Here is a 23,263-nt window from a genome sequence, read left to right on the forward strand (position 1 = left end):
GATAGTTGAAAATACCTAACAAGTAGAATTAGGGTGAAGCTAATGAAGTCAAAGACAAAGTTACAGCTTGCCCAGAGTTAATTTGAATCAATCTACAATAATTGATTGAGTCTAAGCAACCACAAATTAAGGTTGAAATTTCAGGGTGTTTAGCAAAGGTTGAGAATCAATGATTCAAGAAAAAAGCACCAATGTAGTCCGTGTGAATGCCAGAAGAACAGATGTGTTTGATGTTTTCAACTTCGAGCATTTCGCCGGGCCTAACCCTTACTTAGATAGAGGCGCGTTAGTATTTGATTTTGCGCTGACTGGGTATAGACAGCCTTTGCCCATTGAAGATTATATTGCCAAAATTAGCGATCGCTATCCACTTCTAGGCAACCAAACTTACGAATCATACGCCCATTTATTTGCACGCGCCGCGTCAGAACTGGGAAGGCTGGAAATGGATTTGCACCTTAGCCACTACAGTGTTAAGCCATACGATAAGTTTACGCGGATTAGTGTTCAATCACTGCATCCCCGCACCACCAGAGCAGTAATTTACTGTGTTTGGGATTGGTTTGAAGCCATTAGCCAAGACGAAGATTTTCTTTTTGACGACCAATTAAGCAAGTTACAAACCCGATTCCGCGAATCTGTTTATGGCGGCCCCACCGTTTACTCCTTATTACGTACCGCCGATGAAAAAGGCATTCCCACCTTTTATCTCTGGGACGAAGGACTAACCCAATACGGTTGGGGAAAAAAACAGGTTCGGGGTGTAGCTACAACCTTTGATTGTGATAGTCATATTGATTCTGACTTCACCACCCGCAAAGATGACTGCAAAGACTTTTTAGGTCATTTAGGCTTCCCGGTTCCCAACGGTGAAATCGTTAGTTCTGAAAAAGAAGCCTTGATAGTAGCCAAGGAAATTGGCTATCCAGTAGCTGTCAAACCTGTGGTAGGCCATAAAGGAATTGGTGTCACCGCAGAAGTACAAGACTCCTACGAATTAGAATCTGCTTACGGTCGCGCCTTAGCAGCAATTCCAGAAAACCAACCCATACGCATCATCGTTGAAAAAAGCATTTCCGGTAAAGATTTTCGCTTGCTTTGTGTCAACGGTAAATTTGTTGCAGCCACAGAACGCCGTCCTGCTTCGGTGACAGGTGATGGTTACTCCACGATTAATGAATTAATTCGGCAAGAAAATCGCAAACCTGAACGTTTAGATTCACCCACATCGCCAATGAGCAAAATTCAAATTGATGAGGCGATGGAATTATATCTAGAGGAACAGCGTTTGTCTTTAAAAAGTGTTTTAGACAAAGGGCATACTGTTTACCTGCGTAAAGTTGCGAATCTTTCCGCTGGTGGGATGAGTATCAATGCCACCCATACAATTCATGATGATAATATTATCTTAGCTCAAGATATTGCCCAACATTTTCGCTTAACTTGTTTGGGTATTGATGTTATAGCTGAAGATTTAGCAGAATCTTGGAAAAAAGGTAACTTTGCCATCCTGGAAATTAATGCTGCACCAGGTATTTTGATGCACCTTAACCCAGCAGTTGGTGAAAGTGTAGATGTGCCATCTCGCATCCTCGAAACTTTTTTTGAGTCGGGTATTGATGCCAGAATTCCCATTATTACCTTTAACAAAATCTCAGTTCAGGAACTACAAACAACAATAGACCATATTTTGTTACAACATCCTGAATGGACAGTCGGTGCTGTTTGTCGTGAAGCTATTTTTGTGAATCGTTCACAAAAAGTTCTCCGCCAAGATTACAACAGCAATATCCAAGGTTTACTACGTAATCCCAAACTAGATTTACTGATTGCTGAGTATGAATCAGAAATTTTGGATACAGAGGGAATGTTCTATCAAGGAAGCAACATTGTCATTTTAGATAATCCCACTGAAACCGAAATGATGTTAGTGCGTGATGTTATTGACGGTTCAACAGTGATCATTAAAAAAGACAACGATGTTTCAGTTAGGCGCAAGGGCTTAATTGAAGATTACACCTTGGGAGAAGATGAACCCTTTACAAGAGTTTATTTAAAAGAAATTGGCATGATTTTATGAAAGGGAACAGGGAACGGGGAAAATTAAGCCACCCACAGGGGGCGGGGTTTCAACCTGCCCTGCAAAATAATGATTATTTCGCCCAAAATTCCACTCGGCTTTAAACCTCACTTCGGGGCTAATTCTCTCTTCTGTTCCCTGTTCCCTCTTAAGAGTTCCCGCACCGAAGGGGCTAGTAAAGTTAATTGAGAGACGTTGCATTGCAACGTCTCCATTACTATCTTAGTTTTTCATAGGCTGCCAAAATAATTCTTTCTGTTTCTTCCCAACCAATACATTTATCAGTTACAGAAACACCATATTTTAATTCTTCCGGTTTGCAATTCAATGGTTGATTGCCTTCATATAAATGAGATTCCAGCATCATCCCAACAACTGATGTATTGCCATCAACTATTTGTTGAATCACATCTTCAAAGACCTGAGACTGCAATCTGTAGTCTTTATTTGTATTGCCATGACTACAGTCAATCACAATTCTTGGTGGTAAATTAGCCTCTTTTAATTTTTGTTCTACTACTTTGACATTGGCTGCATCATAGTTTGGCTGATTTCCACCTCGTAAAATCACATGACCGTAAGGATTACCTCTAGTTTGAAAAACGCTGACTTGTCCTTTATTATTAATTCCTAAAAAATTATGGGGACTTTTAGCTGAGTGGAGAGCATTTAAGGCTACTTGAATATTACCATCAGTGCCATTTTTAAAACCGACAGGCATAGAAAGTCCACTAGACATTTCGCGGTGAGTTTGTGATTCTGTGGTTCTTGCACCAATAGCAGACCATGTAATTAATTCACTAATATATTGCGGTATAATTGGGTCTAAGGCTTCTGTACCAGCAGGCAATTCTAATTCAGTAATTTTTAATAGCAAGCTTCTGGCGGTTAATAAACCTTTTTCAACATGAAAAGAATCATCCATATCAGGATCATTAATCAATCCTTTCCAGCCGACTGTTGTTCTGGGTTTTTCAAAATAAACTCTCATAATTAATAAGAGTTTATCTTTAACTTTCTCAGCTAATACTTTTAATTTTTCAGCATATTCTAATGCCGCTTTTGTGTCGTGGATAGAACATGGGCCAACTACAATAAACTTTCTACTGTCCTGAAAATCTAAAATATGTTCTAGTTGCTGTCTATATTTTAAAACTGTATATTCTGCTGATTTAGTTATCGGCAGTCTTGTCTTAACGTCATGAGGCGTTAATAAAATGTGAGAACTTTTGATGTTAGTATTAGATAATTTGTTGTGCATGGAGCGGCTCTGGAGATTTTTGTTATCTCATTGCTTGAGTGGAAATTAATATACACATTTTAGGTCAAAAGCACAACAATAGATGAATCTATTTTTATTTAAACAGACTTTATTCCTGAGTCTATTGATAGTTTAACTGTACTTACTGACGAGGAGAATTACTGGCGATCGCCAGTTTTCTAATCATAAATAAAAAGGGGCTAAATGCAGCCCCCTTAATTCTATAAGTACTTAGGTTGACTTTATGTCAGAGAATCTTGTTACTGCCAAACGAAGACCTTGGCTTCGTATGGGCCAATATCAGTCATAATTCCATCATCACCAGCCTCAACATCATAATTGCCCGTCCACTCGTGCCAAGTACCGCTACAAGGAAAGTTAGGCACATGATAGCCGGCTAAAAAGTTTTCTGAGAAATTTGCTACCACCACTACACGGGAACCCTCATCATTCCAACGGCTATAAGCCAGCACCTTTGCTTCGGCATTTTCGTGGATAAAGTCAATATTTTCGGTGTACAGGGCATGGTTATTTTTCCGTAAATGAATCAAGCCTTTGTAGTAATCAAATAAACTACGATTCAAATCATTACCTAGTAGTGTCCAATCAATTTTCGATGATTCTTGTGTTTTAGGTTTATATTCGCCAAACTCTTGCCCCATCCATACCAAAGGTACACCAACAGCCGTCATCAAAATGGCTACACCTAATTTGATCCGTCTAAAAGCTTCTTCATCAAAAACATTCCGATTACCTAACTCAACCATCACTCGATTATGGTCGTGGTTGGTGAGATAATTCACTACATTGGTCGCTCCCATGAATCCTTGGCGTTTAGCATCAATCACATCTTTGAGGTTTTCTAAATCAAAGCGATCGCCGCAAATGTGGGCTGTGATTGTGTGCATAAAGCTATCATGCCAACAACCATCCATTGGGCCATCAATATTAGTAATACTAGTAGTCTCAGGGATGTGTTCGGCAATATTATAAAAAGGTTTAGCACCAGCAGTTTTTTTTGCTTCTTGAACTATCCAGTGCATGAAATCGTAGTTAGCTATTTGTCTTGCCGCATCGTAGCGAATCCCATCTATGTGATATTCTTGAATCCAAAAGCGGACTGTATCACCAATAAATTTTCGTGCTGGATAAGTCTCTAAATTTTTGTCGTATAGTTCATAATTAAACTCCGGCCCCCAGCTATTACCAGGGTCACGAGGCGCATGGTGATACCAATAATCATGGTCTATTTGAGTTAGAGGGCTAGAAGATTCCGAGTGGTTATAAATCCCGTCCATAATCACTCGAATACCTCGGCTATGGCACTCATCAATTAGTTGCTTTAACCCATCTGTAGAACCATAACTAGATTCAGTTGCAAAAAAATATCGGGGGTTATAACCCCAACTATAATCACCAGGATATTCTTTAACTGGCAGCAACTCAATAGCGTTAATTCCTAAATCACACAAATAATCTAACTTTTCAATAACATGTTTGTATTTACCTCTGGCATAAGGGTCATCTTCACCACCAGAAAAATCTCCAACATGTAATTCATAAATAACTAACTCATGGTCTGCTGGTAATGGTTTGTCATCATGATGCCAAACATAAGTATCAACAATTTTTTGTCCATCTTTAATGCGGATTACGCCATTATCTTGACCACTCATTTCGTCAATATCAGTTGCATAAGGGTCGGTAACATCTACGCACTGATCTGGTTCAAAGAACCATGATTTTGACTGAACACGAAATTTATATTGATAAACCCCATCTTCTAATTCAACAGTTGTCCGAAAGTAACCATCTTCACCTTTTTCCATTGGAATTTCTTGCCAATCAGAAAAAGAACCTATTAATGCAGCACCTTTGTTATAAGGTGCAAATAAAGTAAATTCAATGGGATTAGCCATAAAAATGTTCAATTATATAAAGCGAATATCCGTATTTTCTTAATAATTAATCAATTTGCAAATCGGTCTAGGGAAATAATTAACTCAGCACTCCTCTATCTACAGGGATACTAGTTAATATCAAAATAGGTATTTTTTAAAAGTTAATTCCGAAAAATGCCTGATATTTGTCTATAATCAGCTATCTACCATCAAGCGATAGAGTTTATAAAATTAATTTTCATCTATTTATAGATAACAATAAAATAATATTCAGTTGAAAATATCTAAATATCAACTGAATATTTATAGAACAGCCCTAAATTGGTGAGAAACAGATTTAATTCCTAATCTATCATCAGGAACAATTACTCAATCAAATAGGATTGCCTTATAAAGGCTATAATTCAGGATTTTGCTGTTGCCAATAACTTAACAACCAATTGGCGGCTGTTGCTCTGCGTGTTTCTCTGGGAGTAAATTCTCCAATTTTATAACCTTTAAAACCCAACTTTTCTTTGAGGCCTTGCTTGTATTCTTTGGGAATAGAACGTGTTAACTTCATGGTTGCAGGGCGACTTTCTAGAAAGTTTGGCGGTTCTGGATATTCATCTCGCCATTCGGGAATAACTTCGCTATTGTCCCATTTGTCAGTTGTGGAGTTATAGCGATATCCCAAGTAGTGCCATACTAACTGATTAACTGTGGCATCATCAATTTGATCTTTGAGTATTCCCCAAACTGTATCTGTATTGAGAGGTGGTAAATTAGACATAAGCAAGGCAGAATTCAAACTTTAAAATTAGCAGATTGCTCAAGAGTAATCTGTAATTAGGGATGCAAGCATCCGTCAGAGTACAGCAATACACAAACAATAATTTATCATCACCTTTAGTGACTCTAAAAGCTAAGGATAATTTTTTAGTTATCTACTTTTGTTAAAAAACTTATCTGCCAAAACTTGAGTTTTTAATTAAAATTTTGTTCTGGATTCACTTAACAGGTAGACTGGAAATCGTAAAGATCTGACCGGTTTATGCAAGACTCCACACAGCTACCCAAAATAATTCGCGCCCATGTCTTAATTTCTGGACGAGTTCAAGGAGTGGGCTATCGCTATGCAACGGTCGATACCGCCAGCCAATTGGGTTTAACAGGTTGGGTAAGAAATCTTCCTGATAATCGCGTAGAAGCAGTATTTGAAGGGGCGCGGGAAGTTGTAGAGGAAATGATTCGCTGGTGTCACTCTGGCCCACCTGCGGCTATGGTGCAAGAGGTTGTGACTGAGTATGAAAAACCAGAAGGTTTGCGGGGATTTGAAGTTAAGCAGTTTATTAAATAGATAAACGTGACTGGAAAATATGGGCTAGAAAAAAGTATAGATTGATATAGGACTCATATTTGATCTTTGAAAAAAATCAGTACACATCTAACTTTGCTCTTATCTGTTGCCCGTTCCCTGTTCCCTGTTGCCTACCAACACAAGGATTTTCAGTAATCAAATCGGATTCATATAGTATATCTAATGTAGGGCGATCGCTCGTTGAAATAAATTAAATTTTGCGCTGCTTGATTGGCTGAGCGGGATTCCCTGCATATATGGTCATCGCTTCTAAAGAACGTCCTGTCACTCCACCCAAAGTCAATACTGCTCCCTTACCGACGGTTACGCCTGGGCCAACTACTGACTTAGCAGCAATCCAGCTACTTTCTTGAATATGGATTGGGGCAGTAATTAATTTAAAATCGGGATGATTCCAGTCGTGGTTTCCTGTGCAGAGATAAACCCCTTGAGATATGCACACATGACTTTCGATAGTTACAGTAGCCAGGTTATCAATCCAAGCATCTTCTCCAATCCAAACATGATCACCAACAGTTAATCGCCAGGGAAATTTAACGCGCACTCCTGGTTTGATGCGGACGTTCTGACCAATTTGCGCTCCAAAACTGCGAAGTAACCAAACTTTAAAACCTGAAGCAGTCAACCAACGATTTTGTACTAACGTAAATCCTACAAAATACCACAAGACTTGTTTCCATAAGGGTGCGCCAGGGGTATAAGTTCCAAGAGTATAACTATCTAACCGCATATATCAAGCCAAGTAACATTCTATTAAATAGTGGCTCCTGTAAAAACAAATATTGGGTTACTTGGCGCTTGGATAGTTTTACCCAGATTTTCATAGATGAATTTACGTTCTTCATGAAGAAGTTTATCACTATTTTGAACATCAAAAATATAACTTCTTTTTATCTATGTAACACATAGATAAAAACTTATTGAGTTAGTTTGATAAATTTTAACTTCATAATTTATCCGCAAAGCTTACCAGTTTTGACTTTTGAGTTTTTCCAAGGCAATTAACCCCACGTAGTTTTACTGTAATCTGCTTTATGGTAGATGAATTTATGGTAAATTTACCCAGGCGGAGTCGAAAAGATTCTGATTTATTGAGGAGGTAACAGTCATAACTGTTTATCGTATGTATTTGATGTGTGCGATGTCTAGCGACAAGCCGCTTTGCGTCTACGCATTCAGACTCGCTGTTCCATAGCCTGATTTGTTTCTCGATTTAACTTAGTGTTAGCCACAATTTAAAATTTTTGTTCAAATTTATTCTGGAGGCAAGTTAGACAACTGCCCTAAAAGAATAAATGGTTAAAAGTCTACCAAATGGTGGTACTTTTAAACAAATTAAAGTTTTCAGTGTGTATCCCTTCCCTGAATAATTATCAACTTCTGAATTTAGACAGAAGTGTGTTCCCGATATTAATGACAATAGGCTGATGAGGTTCTATGAAGCTTTTTAATAATCTTCTGACAGTAGTCTATTCTCCTACTGTTTTATTGTGTGCTGCTTTTTTTGGGGCAGTTCCCACCAATGCCGTTAATCTAGCCTCAACAAATACATCTTCCCAAATAGCAACCTATCCAATTACAGTTAAAGACACCAACAATAACTCTGTTGAGAATGGTAGTCTAAAGAAATTTATCAACAACATAAAACTGGCTCAGACAACAACCACAGTTCAGACAGTTTTCACAACTCAAGTTCCTGGCGGTTCCGCGAATGATCGTTCTTACGAGTTAGGAATGAAATTCCGCAGTACCACAGGGGGACAGATTACTGCTATTCGGTATTGGAAACCTTCCGGAGAGACAGGAACTCACACTGGCAGAATCTGGTCAGCAACAGGAACTGTGCTGGCTACTGTTACTTTTAGTAACGAGACTGCTTCTGGTTGGCAACAACAGGCTTTGAGTACACCACTAAGTATTCAAGCTAATACAAATTATGTGGTTTCTGTGAATGCCAATAGCTACTATCCTTACACACAAAATCAACTAGCTAGTTCCATAGTTAATGGAAATCTTAGCTCAGTTGCCGACGGTAGCAATGGAGTGTTTAACTACACTCGCGGAAACTTCCCGACTGACTCCTACAAAAATAGCAACTATTTTCGTGACATTAATTTTGTTGCTGCTACCCAAGCAACACCAACACCAACGCCTACTCCGACTCCAACGCCAACACCAACGCCGACTCCAACACCGACTCCAACACCAACGCCAACACCGACTCCAACACCAACGCCAACACCGACACCAACACCAACACCAACACCGACTCCTGTTCCTCCAACTATCAATGACCAATCTACTCCATTAGATCATCTTAGAGCCGCACCTAAACCCGTATTTAAACAAGGCAATACACTGCTACCTCTGTCTGCTTCCGCCAGTTGTGGGCCAAATAACCAAATGTACACTGAGTTAGCCAATTACTGGGGATACGGACTACCAATAGAGAAGGGTGGTTTGGATCAAGTTGCCCGTGCTAATCCTGGTAAATATCAGTCTGTAGTTCTCATAGGCGAAGTGTATAAATTTTATGATAACTACGATGGGCGCAACCCTGACCGTCCGCAGCTACCGCCGAACACCTGGTTACGTGACAGTAATGGAAATATCATTCTCCAAGGTGGTAAGCCAATAGTCAGTCCTGCTGCACCAAATGAAACTTTTCAGATTATAGGTGACTATTACGGTAAAGCACTAGGTCAATTAGAGAAATCTTCTGGGCAGCCTATCAAGGTAGTTGTCAATGAAGGTGAGACTGGGCTTTGGATTCCTGGCGACAATGACCCAGAACAGTACTTCGGTCGAGATCCTTCGGTAAAAGCTGACTTCAATAATTCTGGACTAGGCGACTGGTTTGCCTATATCTCTCGCAATAAGGCACGGCAGGAAGCCGCACTGAAAGAAAAATTGTTTAGCTACTTGCAGTCTCGACCAGTCTACTCTTGGTATCAAGAACAATACGGTACTGAACGTGGTCGATGGGCAGGCTGGAAATGGTATATGTTCATGTACGAAAACTTCCTTGATCCTAATCGAAAACCGTTAGTATCTGATTATACTTCTCCAGAGATGTATCACAATTTTCATAACTCTGGCTGGACTGGTATACATTACAACAGCACAGTACCTTGGGATGCTTTGACACAAGCATTGAACAACATATCTGGAGCAATTAGTCTTGGACAAAAATTTGCCTATCCCTGGGTAGCTATGGGTTCGGAAGGAGAAGTTCCTATCTCGGAGCCAGATAGATTCATGGGTATGATGAAGTCTTACTACACAGCAGGAGCTATTGGAGCTGTGAGTGGTTATTTTGTGTGTAGTGGGCCAATATGGGAGTCTCTCTACTATAACAAGCCTGTTGGGACAACAACTCCCACGCTGGTTCAGCAATTAACAGTCCTGGGCCATGTTCATGCCTTGTTCTCACATCTGGAAGATTACTTGCGTAACGGTGACTTGCTACCAGGGCCCAATTTGCATCCTTATCAAAGTTACACTAAGGTACTGCCAGCAATGGAATTTACTGCTGAAGGTGAAACCAAGCAAGTAGCTGGTTTGTGGGGGCCTGTAACAATACCAACAGCTCGTGTTCTGGCACGGAAAATTGTTGGTGAAGATCGTTGGTTAGTTTCTGCTTGGGCGAATACGGGTGAAGATCGCGATATCAGGGTGAAAATTGATAATAAATTAGGAACTTTGACTTTACGTGCCAGAAAGGCTGGATCTGTGTACGTTGTTAAACTTGTCAATGGACTGCCTCAAATCACCCTTGTAGATTCTGATGCAATGAACCCCACGAAGAATATGACTACTTCTACTGTTTTTTAGTCGATGAAACGCAGGTCTATTTGTATCGTCAACTAAGTTGACGATAATGATAAGCAATAAATAGGAGTAGATGGCAAAAATTATTTGCCATCTACTCTTTTTTCCAATGTATAGTTTTTATGTATATGAAAAGTCTTTTGCAAATTTTAGCTACTTGATGAGTATAGTTTTCAACACTTACTAGATGCTCCCGTACAACCTATAAAAATCCAAAGAAGAGAGCGACCTAAGTCTCGAATAATAGGCAAAATAGTTTCTTTTTTAGGGTTTTCTGATGGTACAGAAATGGGTGTGAATGCTATGCCTTGGCTACCAAGAATCAACGTAGCGATCGCCTTTGCTCTAGGCATATGGAACTCTGAAGTAATTAAGTAAATATGTCTGATATTTCGACGCTGAAACGCAGGAATAACTGTGGTAAAGTTTGTCACAGTATCAACAGCACAGTAATCAAGGTGAAGACGACTATTTGATACACCAGCTGCCCGAAAAATTGGTTGTACAAGTTCCGGTGGTGTACCAGAAGAAACCCATACTTCTAAAGAAGGATTCCAATGTGCTATTTTAGCCGCAGCTTTTTCTCGATCAGTCCAAGCACCAAGGGTTAATATAGCTTGAGGTTGAGGTGCTTGGTACTGGGCTATAGCTAAACGAACAGGAATGATCAGTAAATGAAAAATTATCAAACCTGTTAAAGCTAATATTAAGTATTTCTTGAGTCGGTGATCAAACCTTCTCATAATAATTATTCTTGCTCTTTTGCCAAATCAGTTTCAATCAAACGGATTGCGAGAAGAATTTCTGCCAATACACGCTGAAATGTATAATACCAACCATGCCAACCATCAAGAATGCCACCTTTAAGGATTAAGCAATAAAAGAAAATAATAAAAGGAGCCAGAAATTTTTGTTTGCGGATGCGATCGCCCCAACTCAATTCTCTGGATGGAGTTTCTAATAACTTCTTGACTTCAATCACCATATACCTATCTTGCGCCCACAACCATCGACTTAATGATTTGCGATCATCATGGTAAATATAACCTGATAACATTGCTGATTTACCTTTAACCTCTAAAAGTTGAGTATGTCCATCATCAATATAAATAGATTTACTTTTTCGGAACAAAATTTGTCTTGGCGGTAGTATGGTTCCCTTTAATGGTTTACCGAAAACACAGTATTTAAACTTAGCAAAGTAACCGTCTATCAGAGAATCTTCAGGTAGTTGCTGAATTTCATCAATCAGCTGGTCTGAAAGAACATAATCAGCATCCAGAGATAGAACCCATTCAGAGTTAACCTGCTGTAATCCATAATTCCATTGTGTAGCGTGAGTATCAAATTTTCGCTGGAATAATTGCACTTGTGGATAAGATTTGATAATTTCTAAAGTTGCGTCATTACTATAGCTGTCTACAATAATAATTTCTTTGGCAAAAGTTAATTTTTGGAGTGTTCGATGGATATTAATTTCCTCGTTATATGTAAGAATTAATGGAGTAACTTTTTCCAGCATAAATAATAAATTTTATAGAAGATAAACCTATATATTTTTCTAATCCAATAGCAGGAAGAATACCAAATATTTTACTTTTTATCAAAAACTTGATGTCTGCTTTTATTTATTATCTGTGTATATATATACTGCATTTGAGAAGCCAATTTTTCTAAAGTATATTTTTCTCTTATAAATTGACTTGCTCGAATACCTGTAGTTTGAGCTAATTGAGGATTTTTAAGAAAATCTTCCAAAGCATTAGCGATCGCTAAAACATCCATTTTAGGAACATAACCTAATTGATTTTCTTGCACAACGAAAGCTAGAGCCACACCAGGAGTTACAAGAACAGGAACACCTACAGATAATGATTCCAAAACTGAAACCGCAAAATTTTCTGAATGAGAGGTAAGAACAAATAAATCTGACCCCTGCATCAGTATATCTTTTGTCTCACCTGCAACAAAGCCTACAATTCGAGTGCGCTCATGTAATCCATGAGAAATAAGCAAAGATTTTATTTCAGCTTCGTAATCAGGAGTACCACTACCTGCCAAAATAAAAGTAAAGCGGTGGTGAACTAATTTAGCGAGAGCAGGAATCAAATAATCTAAGCCTTTTTTGTAATGTAGTCGAGATAAAAATAAAATGACAGGTTCGTCTTCTGGAATATTAAATTGTTGCCGTAAGCGGTAGCGAGGATGAGAAATCTGGTTTGGTAAAGATATTCCCAGAGGTAAAACAAAGTTGGAAGCTTGCAATCCCAATAGTGAAACTTCTTGCTGTTCTTTTTGGGAAGTGAAGTGGATTTTCTGACTAGCGTTGAGATTAGCTCTTTCTATAAGTTTGAGGTAAGTTCGTTTTTTACGCTGACTTTGTTGTAAAGACCACTCACACAGTAGACCATGCGGAGTCACTATATAAGGTACATTTTTAAGGCGAGCGATCGCCATTGCAATTGTAGATGGATAGGAGAACAGAGCGTGAATATGTACAAGTTCATATTTAGTGATATTTTGCCAAAGCCATTGCGTTAGATCAGCAGAAAATGCGTATTCTCTAACTGCTTTAATATCGGGCGAAAAACGGTGAAAAAACCAAACTGGTATATGATTGAACTCAATACACTTTCCTAGCGGAACATCCAGCAAGTTATCACCATCATCGTTTGTAGTGGCGATTTCAGCATCAACATTGCTAAGTCGTAATGCCTTGACCATATCTAATACAGCCTGACTAGTGCCACCACGCACTTTTGTTATCGAAGGAATAACGTGGAGAACTTTCATTAGTAAAATTAACTCGCTAAAAAATTGGTATGTATAGCTTTTTTATTAATCTAATGAACAAATATATAACTTTATCTGAAAAAGCTCTAAATAAATTTTAGTCAACACTATGAATCATTCAAAAATATTTTGACTTCGTATTCCCTATTATAATTGACGTTTATTTTGAGCAAAATCCAAATCAAGCAAATACTTTCCAAGAGATAAATACATTAACAATGAAAATACAGAAAATGATAAATTTCCCAAAAGAAGAGCTTCTGAAAAGCTTCCTACTAAAAGACCTGCCAACCCAGCAATAACAGTACTACTGTGTAAGAAGTAACTAGGTTTCCTGTTACTTAGTTTATGAAGTTGAAATATCATTTTCAAACATCCTAGACCCACCATTAATATTGGTATAAATCCTACCAATCCTGTAGTATCTCCAGCAGCTAACCAAGTACTTTCACCAAAAACTACCCGATCTCCGTACAGTGGTGAGCCAAAAAGTGGATTGTTCATAAATCCATTCCACATCCCAGACCATGCTCCTTCACGCGTATTTCCTCCTGAAACAAACCTGTCACTAGCTGGAGCGTTGCTGGAAATTATATCTGTCTCTGGATTTTTAAAGAAAAAAGATATAGCAGATAATACTCCAACAAATAAGCCTAGCTTTAGCAAAGTACTTCCTTTATTGCGATAGAAACATAAAATTGAGCTGACTGTCATCATTGCTCCAGTACGGGAACCAGTGAGAAATAGGAAGTAAACAACAAGGAGTAAAAGAACTATCCACAGAACTTTTATCCAATCCCATCTTTTGCGGCTTTCTATGAGAAATAAAAAATTGGGAACAGTCCCAGCTAAAAGAGCAGCTGCATGTTGTGAATTTCCAGTAGTTCCTAAGAACCTTCCTTGTGCAAATGTCATTGCCTGCATATTGAATTTTGCCTGATAAGCACAGGCAACAGCGAATATAACACCCACCATAGCCAGTGACCAAACTCCTAAGTGGAAATTATGTTCATCTTGTAACCAACGCCACGGCCCTGTTTTAAACATCAGTACAAGTGCCAAAAATGTCACTAATGCAATTAGCCCAAAGTTGAGATCGCCATAAAGTAGAAGTTTAAAAAAAACTGCCACCTGAAATGCTATGAGGTAATAAACTGGTTGTGGAGTTAGTATCCGTCGCCACCCATTCCGCGTTTGCATTCCTAATAAAAGCAGTAAAACGAGCAAAACTATGGTTAGGGGGCGACCCATATCACGTATCTGCTGTAAGGGAAAAACTAAAGATGGGGGTTCCTTTATCCATTCATCCTGGAACTTCCCAAGTGAAGCTGCATAACAAAATAATGAGAATAAAAACCAAGCTAAACGGCGAGAGCGTGTAGCTTGTTCCAAGAATATCAGAATGATGACAATACCTATTAGGGCATAAGGGCTAAATATGAGATCAAGAAGTTTATCTGTAAAATTTGAAGCCATATTTTAGAGTTCATACCAAAATTCCGAAAACCAAATCACTGGTATTTTACTTGGCAGATTTCATCTGGTATGTATGGTGTATTAACTCTTGCCAACGAATTGCCCAGATGTTAGCAGCATAGGGAGCTGCTAGTTGTTGCGATCGCTTTCCCCAAGTTGGTAACTCAAGGTAATTTTTATGTAAAGTCACCATCGCTTTGGCTAAAGCTTCTGGAGATTCTTTAGGTATAATTAAACCATTATACCAAGAGCGAACTACCTCAACCGCAGAACCACAAACATCGGTACATATAACAGGTAAACCTGCTGCTGCTGCCTCTACCAAAGCTAAAGGCCAAGGATCAAACCTACTGGGCAAGATAAAAGCCCCTGCTGATTGCCAAACCTCTTGCATTTCTGATGGCTGTAGAAATCCTCTATTTTCGATTCCTGGCTTACCCTGAAGATATGTTTCCAAAGAACCTTTTCCACAGCATACCAATTTCCAAGGGTTGGAAACTTGGGAATAATAGAGTTGATAAGCTTCTACTAAGACATCAACTGCCTTAACCGGAACGTAGCGGCCAATAAATAAAAAACAACGTGGCCATTGCGACTGAGTACGATGTTGCCATAGTGGAGACCAGGCATCGTAATCAATACCATAAACCCCACGCACTATATTTGCTGAGTCAATTCCCAAGCGTAAAGCATATTGCCAACTACGCTCTCCAGCCACGACCACAGTATTTATGTGTTTTAAATAGGAGCGGAGAAACCAAGGAGCTAGGTGCTGCCTCCAAGTCCCCCACCAAGGAGTATCCATAGTCATCACTATGGCTATTTTCTGGGATTCAGAAATAAACGCCAACTGATGATAGGGTTTATGCAACCAGCCACAAAGAACAATTACATCTGGAGATTCTGACAAAACTAAATGCTTAATTAAATTAGCATCTTCTCTTTCTTGTATATCTAACAGCTGACAAGGAATACCTTGCATCAATTGGTCAGAAAACTCTGTTTCAGTGTGAGCCTGAAAGGCAACAACAAATACATCAATGTCTGGTAATTGATGCAAAGCTCGCCAACAAGCTGCCATATAACCAGAGATGTCAGACCAGCAAAAGACTACTTTTAAAGTCATAGTTACTGTCATTGATATTAAGCAAATTCCTGTAAAGCAGTTATTACCCGATCTACACATTGTGACCAAGTATATTGTGCTGCATGTATACGCCCTAGTTGAGCATATTCTTCGACAAGATAACTATTTTCCGCCAAATTCACAAGTATCTCCACTATGGTTTCAGTTGCTTCTGGATTAACAACAATCCCAGCATTACCAACAACTTCTGGTAGAGAAGCTCTGTTAGAAACAATTACTGGAATACCTACAGCCATCGCTTCAAGAGCAGGCATACCAAATCCTTCATAAAGCGAAAGAAATAAAAGAGATAATGCCCCACGTAGCAACTGTGGTAAAACTTCGTCTGAAACCATGCCTAACAAGGTAATGTTGGAATAAGATTTAGCTGCTTCAACGTAATTTGCTTCTAATTCCCCAGCTACAACAATATTTAGGCTACTTTTGCATCTAAGTAGAGCCTGTGCAACAGCCAGGATGTAATCACCTCCTTTTTTCTGACGCAAACCACCCACTACTAAAATATAAGGTGCTTCAACTGGTAGCTTTAAGTCTTTTGGATTTTTTGAGGCAATATCAAAGAAGGACTGCTCCACACCATTCCCAACCACTACAATTTTCTGTGGATTGCCTCCCAGTAAGTCCACCATCCGCTGTTTGGAGAATTCTGAGACAGTAAAAATAACCCGACAATCAGATAAAGCACGACGTACCCAACGTCCCCACTTATAACGGAACCATTGATGTTGCCAACTACCTGACCAAGGTAAATTAATTTCAAATGCTTGTATGTCATGAATTGTGACAGCTACTGGGCATTTGGAGACCGGAATGTAAGTTTCCATCGGTGCGTAGAGCCAGTCTATTTTTTCAGGCAAATATTTATCTATACCTGGATAGCCAAGCAACTTCCATAGACGCTCAGTGGAGTTTTCTGGTGTAGGGAAAGTATGTTTGGGTAGTTCTCGCAAAGGACAGCTTGGGTCTAACTTATTGTCTTTTCCTAACCATTGTTGCGAGAACAAAAGTTCTAATTGTATCTTTTTTGTAGCTGCAATCCCTAGTAAAATATTATTTATATGCCGTCCTACTCCTGTGCAGGGTAAGTATGTACGAATAGGATGAATGTAAGAAATAATTTTCATTCACATATTGTATTTTTGTACAAATAAGAAAATAGTTGGTCAAAAGTTATAAAGTTTCTTCTTTTATAACAGTTATTGTATACTTTTTACTAAGTAGTAAAAACCTAAATAAATAAAATTGTTGATGGTGCGGTGTTATTTTTTACTAAAAATTCTATGAAACGTACTTTGGATACCTCCTAAGCCTACCATGCAGGTATATAAGCTATATAAATATGCAGATTCATCTTTTTGAGATTTATTCCACAATACTTGAACCGCATACTTTGAAGCTAAATAAGAAAAACCTAATAAAGATCTAAAAGTATTAAATACGGTTAATTTATCCTTTATATACACTCTAGAGTTGCCAAATCCCAAACCAGCTACTTTAAAAAAGTCAGATTTTAGTTTATTAGGAGATACCCAATGGTGGACTAATGCTTTAGGAGCATAAATCGCTTTGAAACCAGCTTTTTTCGCACGCATGAGATATTCTACTTCATCTCCACGGTTGATTTTGTTGTTTTCATTTTGAATGCCTGTATGCATCAAACCAAGCGTTTCATATACATGGCGACGAAAAGCTAGATTTGCAGCTATAGGGCCTGGTAGATCAACATGGATAATCTCATTGCCTAAATCGTATGCCGAAAGAAGTGTCTCTAATTTAGGGTTTAACCATTGTGGAGGATCTACTGATTCCCACCATAGCAGGATTCGGCCACCTACAATATCTATAGAAAAGTTTTCAAAAGCCTCAACTAATCCTACCAACCATTCTCTATCGAACTGAATATCATCATCAACTATGGCTAGAATTTCGCCTTGAGCCTCTTGGAGACAGCGATTTCTTGCAATATTAGCTCCAGCAGTTGTTTCATTAAAATATTTTAAAGTGTACGGAAACTTTTTCTGGTAATCATCTAATAAAGTTAGAGTATTATCTGTACATGCATTAGCAGTAACAATAACCTCTAATACAATACAAGAAGGTACTTCAATTTGAGCAAGACTTTCTAATGTCTTCTTGAGTAACCAATCACGGTTATGAGTAGGAATTAAAACAGAAACAGAATTCACTCTAATTTTGTCTTTTACCATAAATTCTTGATTTAACATATAGATATCTCTTCTCTAAAAAATCATATTAACGATCAATATTTAATGCTCTAAATAATATTTATTTTCTTTTTTATTCGATGATATAAAGTATTAAATAAATGATTCTTGCGTAAAATTTCAAGAGGCTTTTGCCAAAGATAATTGAGAAAAATATATGTATAAATTATGCCATATTTCCAAATAGGCTTTCGTTGTAAGTAGTATTGGTAAAATAAGTTGATATGAGGTAAGAGAGAATTCATACGGCATCCTGCCCAGTGTAGCAGAATAATCTGTTTATTATGATCGTCACTGCCAAAATTCCAAAGAAAGTATTTACCACTTTGCTGGTAAATATTACCTAAATGTGCTGACCAACCACGTTGACAAATTCCTCCGAATACTTCAGCAAAATGCCCATAGCATACGGGTTTTATATCACAACAGTAGTTGATAAACACCTGATCTGTATTTCTAGGGTTGAGTTGATCCCTGATTTTCAAGGCTTCCTCTGCTAACTGTTCAAACTCTTCTATTGAAAATAATCCTTTACGAGAAGCCCAACGACCAGAATTAAACCCACGCCCACGTCCTTGTCTTAATAATTTTTGGCGAAATGCTCCAGGTTCATAAACTTGGTCAATGGCGCAGTCATAATGTAAAAAGTCAAATCCCAGGTTTTCTACTGCTTCAATAAAAGGTTTGAGATCTGCTAAGATAATTTGGCGAGCATCTAAGTACATAAAGTAATCTAGTGGCCCCCAAAAAGATGCATAGCGCCTGAACCAGTAGGGGCCTGTGGATGTATAACCTAGTTCAAATCCTTGACCGATCGCTTCTAAACGAGAAAAGGATGAATCAGTATATATCTCAAAGCTATAAATATCACTCAACTTTAGGAGGCGATCGCACTCATCATTAAAGGGAATCAGAATCAGACGTAAATCTGGGTTAAAGGTTCTGAAGCTATTGAGAAAAGCGATCGCCCAATCATAAACTACATCATTTGCAGAAAAATATACTCCAATACTCTTAGAGTGATCCATATTAAATTTTTATATTTTTAACTTAAACTAATATATTCCTCTATATTTACGTAAAACAATTATCCATTCACTGGGAATCAAATTACGTATTTTACTAATAAAATTTTTTTGCAACCAAAATCCTTTATATTCATTAATAAAATACCAGGTTTTTTCCCATGAATTACCAAAATATCTTCTGCAAATAGACCAACGTTCTCTAGTAAAACTCAACAAATCTCTAGATGCTCCTCCTGAAGCATCAAATTTCGATATAACTATAGGAATTTCTTGAAAGCTGTAGCCAGCTACGTACACCTTAGCCAGAAAATCATGATCCGCACACCAAGCTAAGGAAGTATCAAAAGGATATTGAGCTTGCAGTTCTCGTTTCACAAAAACACTTTGATGGCAAGTTGGTATTTCATGCCAAATTATAGATAAATCATACGGCTTACGTTGATAAGTACGGTAGCCATATCTATCATTAATAATAAATTCAACTCCTCCATAAATAACATCTATGGAGTCATCAATATATTCTGCAACTTTAGCGAGTGTATCTTCTGCAAAAAACTTGTCCCCAGAATTCATAAATATGATCCAATCTCCAGTAGCCGCTGAGACTCCTTTATTCATGGCATCATAAATACCACCATCTTTTTCACTCACCCAGTGAGATATGCTGTGATTCTTTTCACGCAAAAAGTCTACTGTACCGTCCTGAGAACCTCCATCAATCACTATATATTCTATGTTTTTATATGTCTGAGAAGTAACACTAGCGAATGTTTCACGTAAACCTTCAAGACAGTTATAAGTTACTGTGATTATAGACACAAGAGGTAATTTTTGAGATACACTTCTCAGCTCATCAATTGGCTCTTTAAATTCATAATTATTTTTTTTGTCTTCCATTTTGAATATTTGTTTTTGTAGGTTTTTTAATTTTTGAGTTTAAAAGTTTATGCCCTTATGATTTACTAATTTCCACTAGAGTTATTTTTTGACATAATGCAAATAATACTTGGCATTATGTCAAATTTGTTTTACAAATTGGCAATTTCTTTTAATGCTAGTTTTCTCCCCTTTTGTCCAGCTTGATGGAAACGAGCTACTCTAAAACCATATCGTAGACTTAAGTACAATGAGTATATATTTGATGCTCTCCAAAAAGAATCAGATGAAATAGTGCCTCGAAAATACGCCAGCATAGTTTGTGAGTAAGATAAACCCTCTACTAACCGCAGGAGATAGTCTTCTTGCAAACGACCAGAAGGTATTAAGTGAGTTAAATTTAAAGATGTGTACATCCCTGTGCCTAAACCAATATCACATGCTGTTAGAGCCAAATCAGAGTCTCCACAAGATGTAAGCATTTTCCCTTTGCGATCTAAGGCAGCTCTCTTAGGATCTTGAGTAACCAAATCTACATACTTTTGAGCAACAGTTTTGCGAACACAGAGTCCTGCGCCACATGGGACTGTCTCATAGTTATCAAGTAAATTTGACCATTGATCACGCTCAAACTCTCGGATTGCCAATATTCCCAAATATGGCTTTGTCCATGATGGAGGAGGTTCTTCAAATTCAGGCTTAATTAGTCCACCCCAAGCACCAATAATTGGATAGTCTTTAGCAATTCGCCATACAACTTCTAAGTAACTGGAATCCAAAACGTTATCATCATCAACAAACACTAGTACTCCAGCTTGAGCTTCACTAATACCTCTTAATCGTGCAGGAGTGAGACCTAATTTTTCTTCTCTAATATGACGAGCTTGAGGATGCCAACTTAAATCAATTTCAGAAGCCAAAATTTTATTACTAGCATTATCAACTAACAAAAGTTCCCAAAAATCTTTAGATAAAGTTTGAGATTCAAGTGCAGCTAAAACCCTCTCTAGATAATTAGAACGAGGATTGTGAGTGCAAATAATTACACTAATAGGAAGTTCCATAAAACCTAATTTTGGTCTTGGTTTTAAAATGCTGAATGTTCAAATTCTAAATAACCTTTTTTTACCTTGCGTAGCCAGAGAAGATTATCAACTTGTCCTCCAAATTTCCAGTTACCACTAGCAAGGGCTTCGCCAATAGTTCTAGCTACTCCTTCAAAAGCAATACAATCATGAAAGGCTAGTACGCCTCCTCCTACAATCCAAGGAGAAGTCTTTTCGTAATCGTTTTTGACACCTAAATAACTGTGGTCACCATCAATAAAAACAAGGTTAAATGGATGTCCCAATTCTGATGTTGTTAGGTCTTGACTATTTTTACGAAGGGGAGTTATGTATTTTGCTAAACCAGCAATATTATTTTTAAATTCCAAGAATGTATCACGTTCACCCTCTGGCATGGTTTGGTTTTCCCAAGTATCAACACAAAATAAATGCCCCCCCTGTGGAGCTAAAGCAGCGCTAATGTAACAACTAGAAGCTCCCAAATATGAGCCTATTTCTAGCGCCTGAGCAGTAGTTCCTTGTTCTTTTGCTAATATATAAAGAGTGTTTAGTTCTCGTCTGGTCATGTGTGTGCCAATATTTTTAGCATTTGGACACCCTAATTTTGCTAATTCTTGATTAATGACAGAATTTTGAAAGTTTGTCAGAAAAATTTCTGTCCGCCAATTAATATGTATGGATATTCTATATAATAAGTTACTGCTTTTCATGATATTGGATAGTATAGTACTTTTGCTTCACAATTCGATTGCCAATATTCTATTGAATTTTTTTCTGTTTTTGAAGTAGCTTCAAGAAAAAATTAAGTTATATAAATAAGTTGATAGCATTTTAGGCATTTTCTATTGCCCAATCACCTCTTAATAAAACCAACCCAGTACCACTATGTCCACTAATCCCCGTTCGGTAAAAATCTCCAGCTACAACATCTATACAACCAATAAAATCTCTTGGCCAATCAGCTTCTATACCATTAACTAAAACTCTTGCTGCTATAAAGTATCGACCAATTGCGAAAGGAAAGTCTTTAATTTTGCACTTAAATTTTCCTGCTTTTGGAATGCCAGAGAATGTACTTCCTACATAATCGCTATATAGGATAGAAATTCTTTCTCCAGAAAAAGTATGAAGTGAAAATCCGAAACTAGCATTTTTGATAAACTTATCTACAGGTACCTCATAATGGAAAACTAAAACCAAATCTTCGCCAGAAGCAGCGGACACAAGAGGATTACCATAGATATCTTCCAGAGAAAAATTAGTAATTCTTATATCTCCAGAACCTGAGCGTTTTAAATCTAAAACATTTAATGACTTTGTTTGAGCTTCTAAGTCTCTTAAATATAAATTTATTGCTGACTTTGTATCACCAATAAATTTGACGCTACCTGAGCTTAATATAATGCCTTTTGAACATAGATTTTCGACAGTAGCCATTTGATGGCTAACAAACAAAACTGTACGTCCTTCCTTTCCAACATCCTCCATTTTTCCAAGACACTTCTTCTGGAAATGAATATCTCCTACGGCCAGCACTTCATCTACAACTAAAATCTCTGGTTCTAAATGAGCCGCTACAGCAAAAGCAAGGCGCACGTACATACCTGATGAATAACGCTTGACTGGCGTATCCAAAAACTTTTCTACTTCAGCAAAATCAACAATTTCATCAAATTTGCGCTTAATTTCTGCTTTACTCATTCCTAAGATGGCACCATTGAGATAAATATTTTCTCTGCCTGTTAATTCTGGATGAAAGCCTGTACCAACTTCTAATAAACTTGCAACTCTTCCTTTGATAGCTATCTTACCCTTAGAGGGTTCTGTAATTCGGCTTAAAACTTTTAATAAAGTTGATTTACCTGCACCGTTACGTCCAATAATACCTACGCGATCGCCCTGCTTAATTTCAAAATTAATATCTTTTAATGCCCAAAATTCTTCTCCAGTTCGATTTGTAGTTTTTTCAGCAGATTTGAAAATTTGCTTACTAATTGTCTTGACTTTACTTGTCACAATATCTCGTAAAGCCTTATATTTAAGACCTTCGCTTTGATGAGTAATAGTGTACTTTTTTCCCAAATTTTCTACTCTAATACAAGTTTCAGACATTAAATAAGCCCTCTTTCAGTTAAATAAATATTCATCATATGGTGAAACACTGGAAAAATAATGGCGTGTTCTTAAACTTGCGCAGTATCATCTCAGTACTCGCAAG

20 protein-coding genes are annotated in these 23,263 nt (G+C 37.8%); 3 read left to right on the forward strand and 17 right to left on the reverse strand.

Features of this window, described 5'->3' with window-relative positions:
- Window positions 1–169: 169 nt before the first annotated feature.
- Window positions 170–2,080 (forward strand): ATP-binding protein, encoded by a 1,911-nt coding sequence (locus tag ACMX3D_RS11370; protein ID WP_482751524.1) that lies wholly within the window; start codon window positions 170–172, stop codon window positions 2,078–2,080.
- Here ACMX3D_RS11370 and ACMX3D_RS11375 read toward each other — a convergent pair.
- The 4 genes from ACMX3D_RS11375 to ACMX3D_RS11390 all read right to left on the reverse strand — a co-directional run bounded on the left by ACMX3D_RS11375 (window position 2,075) and on the right by ACMX3D_RS11390 (window position 6,014).
- Window positions 2,075–2,281, reverse strand: coding sequence for a hypothetical protein (locus ACMX3D_RS11375; protein ID WP_482751525.1), 207 nt, complete (start codon window positions 2,279–2,281; stop codon window positions 2,075–2,077). The two genes, ACMX3D_RS11370 and ACMX3D_RS11375, sit on opposite strands and share 6 nt — an antisense overlap.
- Window positions 2,282–2,297: 16 nt before the next feature.
- The gene (locus tag ACMX3D_RS11380; protein ID WP_482751526.1) at window positions 2,298–3,341 is read right to left on the reverse strand and encodes a 3-deoxy-7-phosphoheptulonate synthase; all 1,044 of its coding nucleotides are present in this window, start codon (window positions 3,339–3,341) and stop codon (window positions 2,298–2,300) included.
- A gap of 260 nt (window positions 3,342–3,601) precedes the next feature.
- Window positions 3,602–5,260, reverse strand: a complete 1,659-nt coding sequence (locus tag ACMX3D_RS11385; RefSeq protein ID WP_482751527.1) for an alpha-amylase family glycosyl hydrolase — start codon at window positions 5,258–5,260, stop codon at window positions 3,602–3,604.
- 379 nt (window positions 5,261–5,639) lie between these two features.
- Complete coding sequence (locus ACMX3D_RS11390; protein WP_482751528.1) at window positions 5,640–6,014, reverse strand: DUF1823 family protein; 375 nt, start codon at window positions 6,012–6,014, stop codon at window positions 5,640–5,642.
- 261 nt (window positions 6,015–6,275) lie between these two features.
- On the opposite strand from ACMX3D_RS11390, the gene ACMX3D_RS11395 reads away from it, so the two are divergent.
- Window positions 6,276–6,581 (forward strand): acylphosphatase, encoded by a 306-nt coding sequence (locus tag ACMX3D_RS11395; protein ID WP_482751529.1) that lies wholly within the window; start codon window positions 6,276–6,278, stop codon window positions 6,579–6,581.
- A 211-nt stretch (window positions 6,582–6,792) separates the two neighbouring features.
- Here ACMX3D_RS11395 and ACMX3D_RS11400 read toward each other — a convergent pair whose 3' ends face one another.
- Complete coding sequence (locus ACMX3D_RS11400) at window positions 6,793–7,332, reverse strand: WcaF family extracellular polysaccharide biosynthesis acetyltransferase (protein WP_482751530.1); 540 nt, start codon at window positions 7,330–7,332, stop codon at window positions 6,793–6,795.
- A gap of 707 nt (window positions 7,333–8,039) precedes the next feature.
- Between ACMX3D_RS11400 and ACMX3D_RS11405 the strand changes: the two genes are divergently transcribed.
- Window positions 8,040–10,436, forward strand: a complete 2,397-nt coding sequence (locus tag ACMX3D_RS11405; protein ID WP_482751531.1) for a DUF4082 domain-containing protein — start codon at window positions 8,040–8,042, stop codon at window positions 10,434–10,436.
- Between the two features lie 170 nt (window positions 10,437–10,606).
- Here the strand turns inward: ACMX3D_RS11405 and ACMX3D_RS11410 are convergent, their stop codons facing one another.
- From ACMX3D_RS11410 to ACMX3D_RS11465, 12 genes are all read right to left on the reverse strand, one after another.
- Window positions 10,607–11,176, reverse strand: coding sequence for a YdcF family protein (locus ACMX3D_RS11410; protein ID WP_482751532.1), 570 nt, complete (start codon window positions 11,174–11,176; stop codon window positions 10,607–10,609).
- Window positions 11,177–11,181: 5 nt separating this feature from the next.
- Entirely contained in the window at window positions 11,182–11,955 is a 774-nt protein-coding gene (locus ACMX3D_RS11415) for a glycosyltransferase family 2 protein (protein WP_482751533.1), read from the reverse strand.
- Between the two features lie 71 nt (window positions 11,956–12,026).
- Window positions 12,027–13,226 (reverse strand): glycosyltransferase, encoded by a 1,200-nt coding sequence (locus tag ACMX3D_RS11420; RefSeq protein WP_482751534.1) that lies wholly within the window; start codon window positions 13,224–13,226, stop codon window positions 12,027–12,029.
- Between the two features lie 147 nt (window positions 13,227–13,373).
- Complete coding sequence (locus ACMX3D_RS11425; RefSeq protein ID WP_482751535.1) at window positions 13,374–14,702, reverse strand: O-antigen ligase family protein; 1,329 nt, start codon at window positions 14,700–14,702, stop codon at window positions 13,374–13,376.
- Between the two features lie 46 nt (window positions 14,703–14,748).
- The gene (locus tag ACMX3D_RS11430; protein WP_482751536.1) at window positions 14,749–15,828 is read right to left on the reverse strand and encodes a glycosyltransferase family 4 protein; all 1,080 of its coding nucleotides are present in this window, start codon (window positions 15,826–15,828) and stop codon (window positions 14,749–14,751) included.
- Window positions 15,829–15,845: 17 nt separating this feature from the next.
- A complete protein-coding gene (locus ACMX3D_RS11435) occupies window positions 15,846–16,973 on the reverse strand; it encodes a glycosyltransferase family 4 protein (protein ID WP_482751537.1) in 1,128 nt (375 codons plus the stop codon).
- A gap of 135 nt (window positions 16,974–17,108) precedes the next feature.
- The gene (locus tag ACMX3D_RS11440) at window positions 17,109–18,074 is read right to left on the reverse strand and encodes a glycosyltransferase family 2 protein (RefSeq protein ID WP_482751538.1); all 966 of its coding nucleotides are present in this window, start codon (window positions 18,072–18,074) and stop codon (window positions 17,109–17,111) included.
- A gap of 50 nt (window positions 18,075–18,124) precedes the next feature.
- The gene (locus ACMX3D_RS11445) at window positions 18,125–19,102 is read right to left on the reverse strand and encodes a hypothetical protein (protein WP_482751539.1); all 978 of its coding nucleotides are present in this window, start codon (window positions 19,100–19,102) and stop codon (window positions 18,125–18,127) included.
- A gap of 27 nt (window positions 19,103–19,129) precedes the next feature.
- On the reverse strand, window positions 19,130–19,999 hold the full coding sequence (locus ACMX3D_RS11450) for a glycosyltransferase family 2 protein (RefSeq protein ID WP_482751540.1): 870 nt from the start codon (window positions 19,997–19,999) through the stop codon (window positions 19,130–19,132).
- Between the two features lie 131 nt (window positions 20,000–20,130).
- Entirely contained in the window at window positions 20,131–21,042 is a 912-nt protein-coding gene (locus ACMX3D_RS11455) for a glycosyltransferase (RefSeq protein WP_482751541.1), read from the reverse strand.
- A 23-nt stretch (window positions 21,043–21,065) separates the two neighbouring features.
- Window positions 21,066–21,755, reverse strand: a complete 690-nt coding sequence (locus ACMX3D_RS11460; protein WP_482751542.1) for a class I SAM-dependent methyltransferase — start codon at window positions 21,753–21,755, stop codon at window positions 21,066–21,068.
- 121 nt (window positions 21,756–21,876) lie between these two features.
- The gene (locus ACMX3D_RS11465) at window positions 21,877–23,157 is read right to left on the reverse strand and encodes an ABC transporter ATP-binding protein (RefSeq protein ID WP_482751543.1); all 1,281 of its coding nucleotides are present in this window, start codon (window positions 23,155–23,157) and stop codon (window positions 21,877–21,879) included.
- Window positions 23,158–23,263: the final 106 nt, after the last annotated feature.

Source organism: Anabaena sp. TISTR 8404 (assembly GCF_056847745.1).

What these genes read in the sequence shown, in the direction of transcription:
- ACMX3D_RS11375 (WP_482751525.1), bottom strand. Translation starts at nt 2,281, where the DNA reads ATGCAACGTCTCTCAATTAACTTTACTAGCCCCTTCGGTGCGGGAACT.
- ACMX3D_RS11450 (WP_482751540.1), bottom strand. Translation starts at nt 19,999, where the DNA reads ATGGAAGACAAAAAAAATAATTATGAATTTAAAGAGCCAATTGATGAG.
- ACMX3D_RS11400 (WP_482751530.1), bottom strand. Translation starts at nt 7,332, where the DNA reads ATGCGGTTAGATAGTTATACTCTTGGAACTTATACCCCTGGCGCACCC.
- ACMX3D_RS11440 (WP_482751538.1), bottom strand. Translation starts at nt 18,074, where the DNA reads ATGTTAAATCAAGAATTTATGGTAAAAGACAAAATTAGAGTGAATTCT.
- ACMX3D_RS11460 (WP_482751542.1), bottom strand. Translation starts at nt 21,755, where the DNA reads ATGAAAAGCAGTAACTTATTATATAGAATATCCATACATATTAATTGG.
- ACMX3D_RS11465 (WP_482751543.1), bottom strand. Translation starts at nt 23,157, where the DNA reads ATGTCTGAAACTTGTATTAGAGTAGAAAATTTGGGAAAAAAGTACACT.
- ACMX3D_RS11410 (WP_482751532.1), bottom strand. Translation starts at nt 11,176, where the DNA reads ATGAGAAGGTTTGATCACCGACTCAAGAAATACTTAATATTAGCTTTA.
- ACMX3D_RS11420 (WP_482751534.1), bottom strand. Translation starts at nt 13,226, where the DNA reads ATGAAAGTTCTCCACGTTATTCCTTCGATAACAAAAGTGCGTGGTGGC.
- ACMX3D_RS11390 (WP_482751528.1), bottom strand. Translation starts at nt 6,014, where the DNA reads ATGTCTAATTTACCACCTCTCAATACAGATACAGTTTGGGGAATACTC.
- ACMX3D_RS11430 (WP_482751536.1), bottom strand. Translation starts at nt 15,828, where the DNA reads ATGACTTTAAAAGTAGTCTTTTGCTGGTCTGACATCTCTGGTTATATG.
- ACMX3D_RS11370 (WP_482751524.1), top strand. Translation starts at nt 170, where the DNA reads ATGATTCAAGAAAAAAGCACCAATGTAGTCCGTGTGAATGCCAGAAGA.
- ACMX3D_RS11380 (WP_482751526.1), bottom strand. Translation starts at nt 3,341, where the DNA reads ATGCACAACAAATTATCTAATACTAACATCAAAAGTTCTCACATTTTA.
- ACMX3D_RS11415 (WP_482751533.1), bottom strand. Translation starts at nt 11,955, where the DNA reads ATGCTGGAAAAAGTTACTCCATTAATTCTTACATATAACGAGGAAATT.
- ACMX3D_RS11405 (WP_482751531.1), top strand. Translation starts at nt 8,040, where the DNA reads ATGAAGCTTTTTAATAATCTTCTGACAGTAGTCTATTCTCCTACTGTT.
- ACMX3D_RS11455 (WP_482751541.1), bottom strand. Translation starts at nt 21,042, where the DNA reads ATGGAACTTCCTATTAGTGTAATTATTTGCACTCACAATCCTCGTTCT.
- ACMX3D_RS11425 (WP_482751535.1), bottom strand. Translation starts at nt 14,702, where the DNA reads ATGGCTTCAAATTTTACAGATAAACTTCTTGATCTCATATTTAGCCCT.
- ACMX3D_RS11385 (WP_482751527.1), bottom strand. Translation starts at nt 5,260, where the DNA reads ATGGCTAATCCCATTGAATTTACTTTATTTGCACCTTATAACAAAGGT.
- ACMX3D_RS11395 (WP_482751529.1), top strand. Translation starts at nt 6,276, where the DNA reads ATGCAAGACTCCACACAGCTACCCAAAATAATTCGCGCCCATGTCTTA.
- ACMX3D_RS11445 (WP_482751539.1), bottom strand. Translation starts at nt 19,102, where the DNA reads ATGGATCACTCTAAGAGTATTGGAGTATATTTTTCTGCAAATGATGTA.
- ACMX3D_RS11435 (WP_482751537.1), bottom strand. Translation starts at nt 16,973, where the DNA reads ATGAAAATTATTTCTTACATTCATCCTATTCGTACATACTTACCCTGC.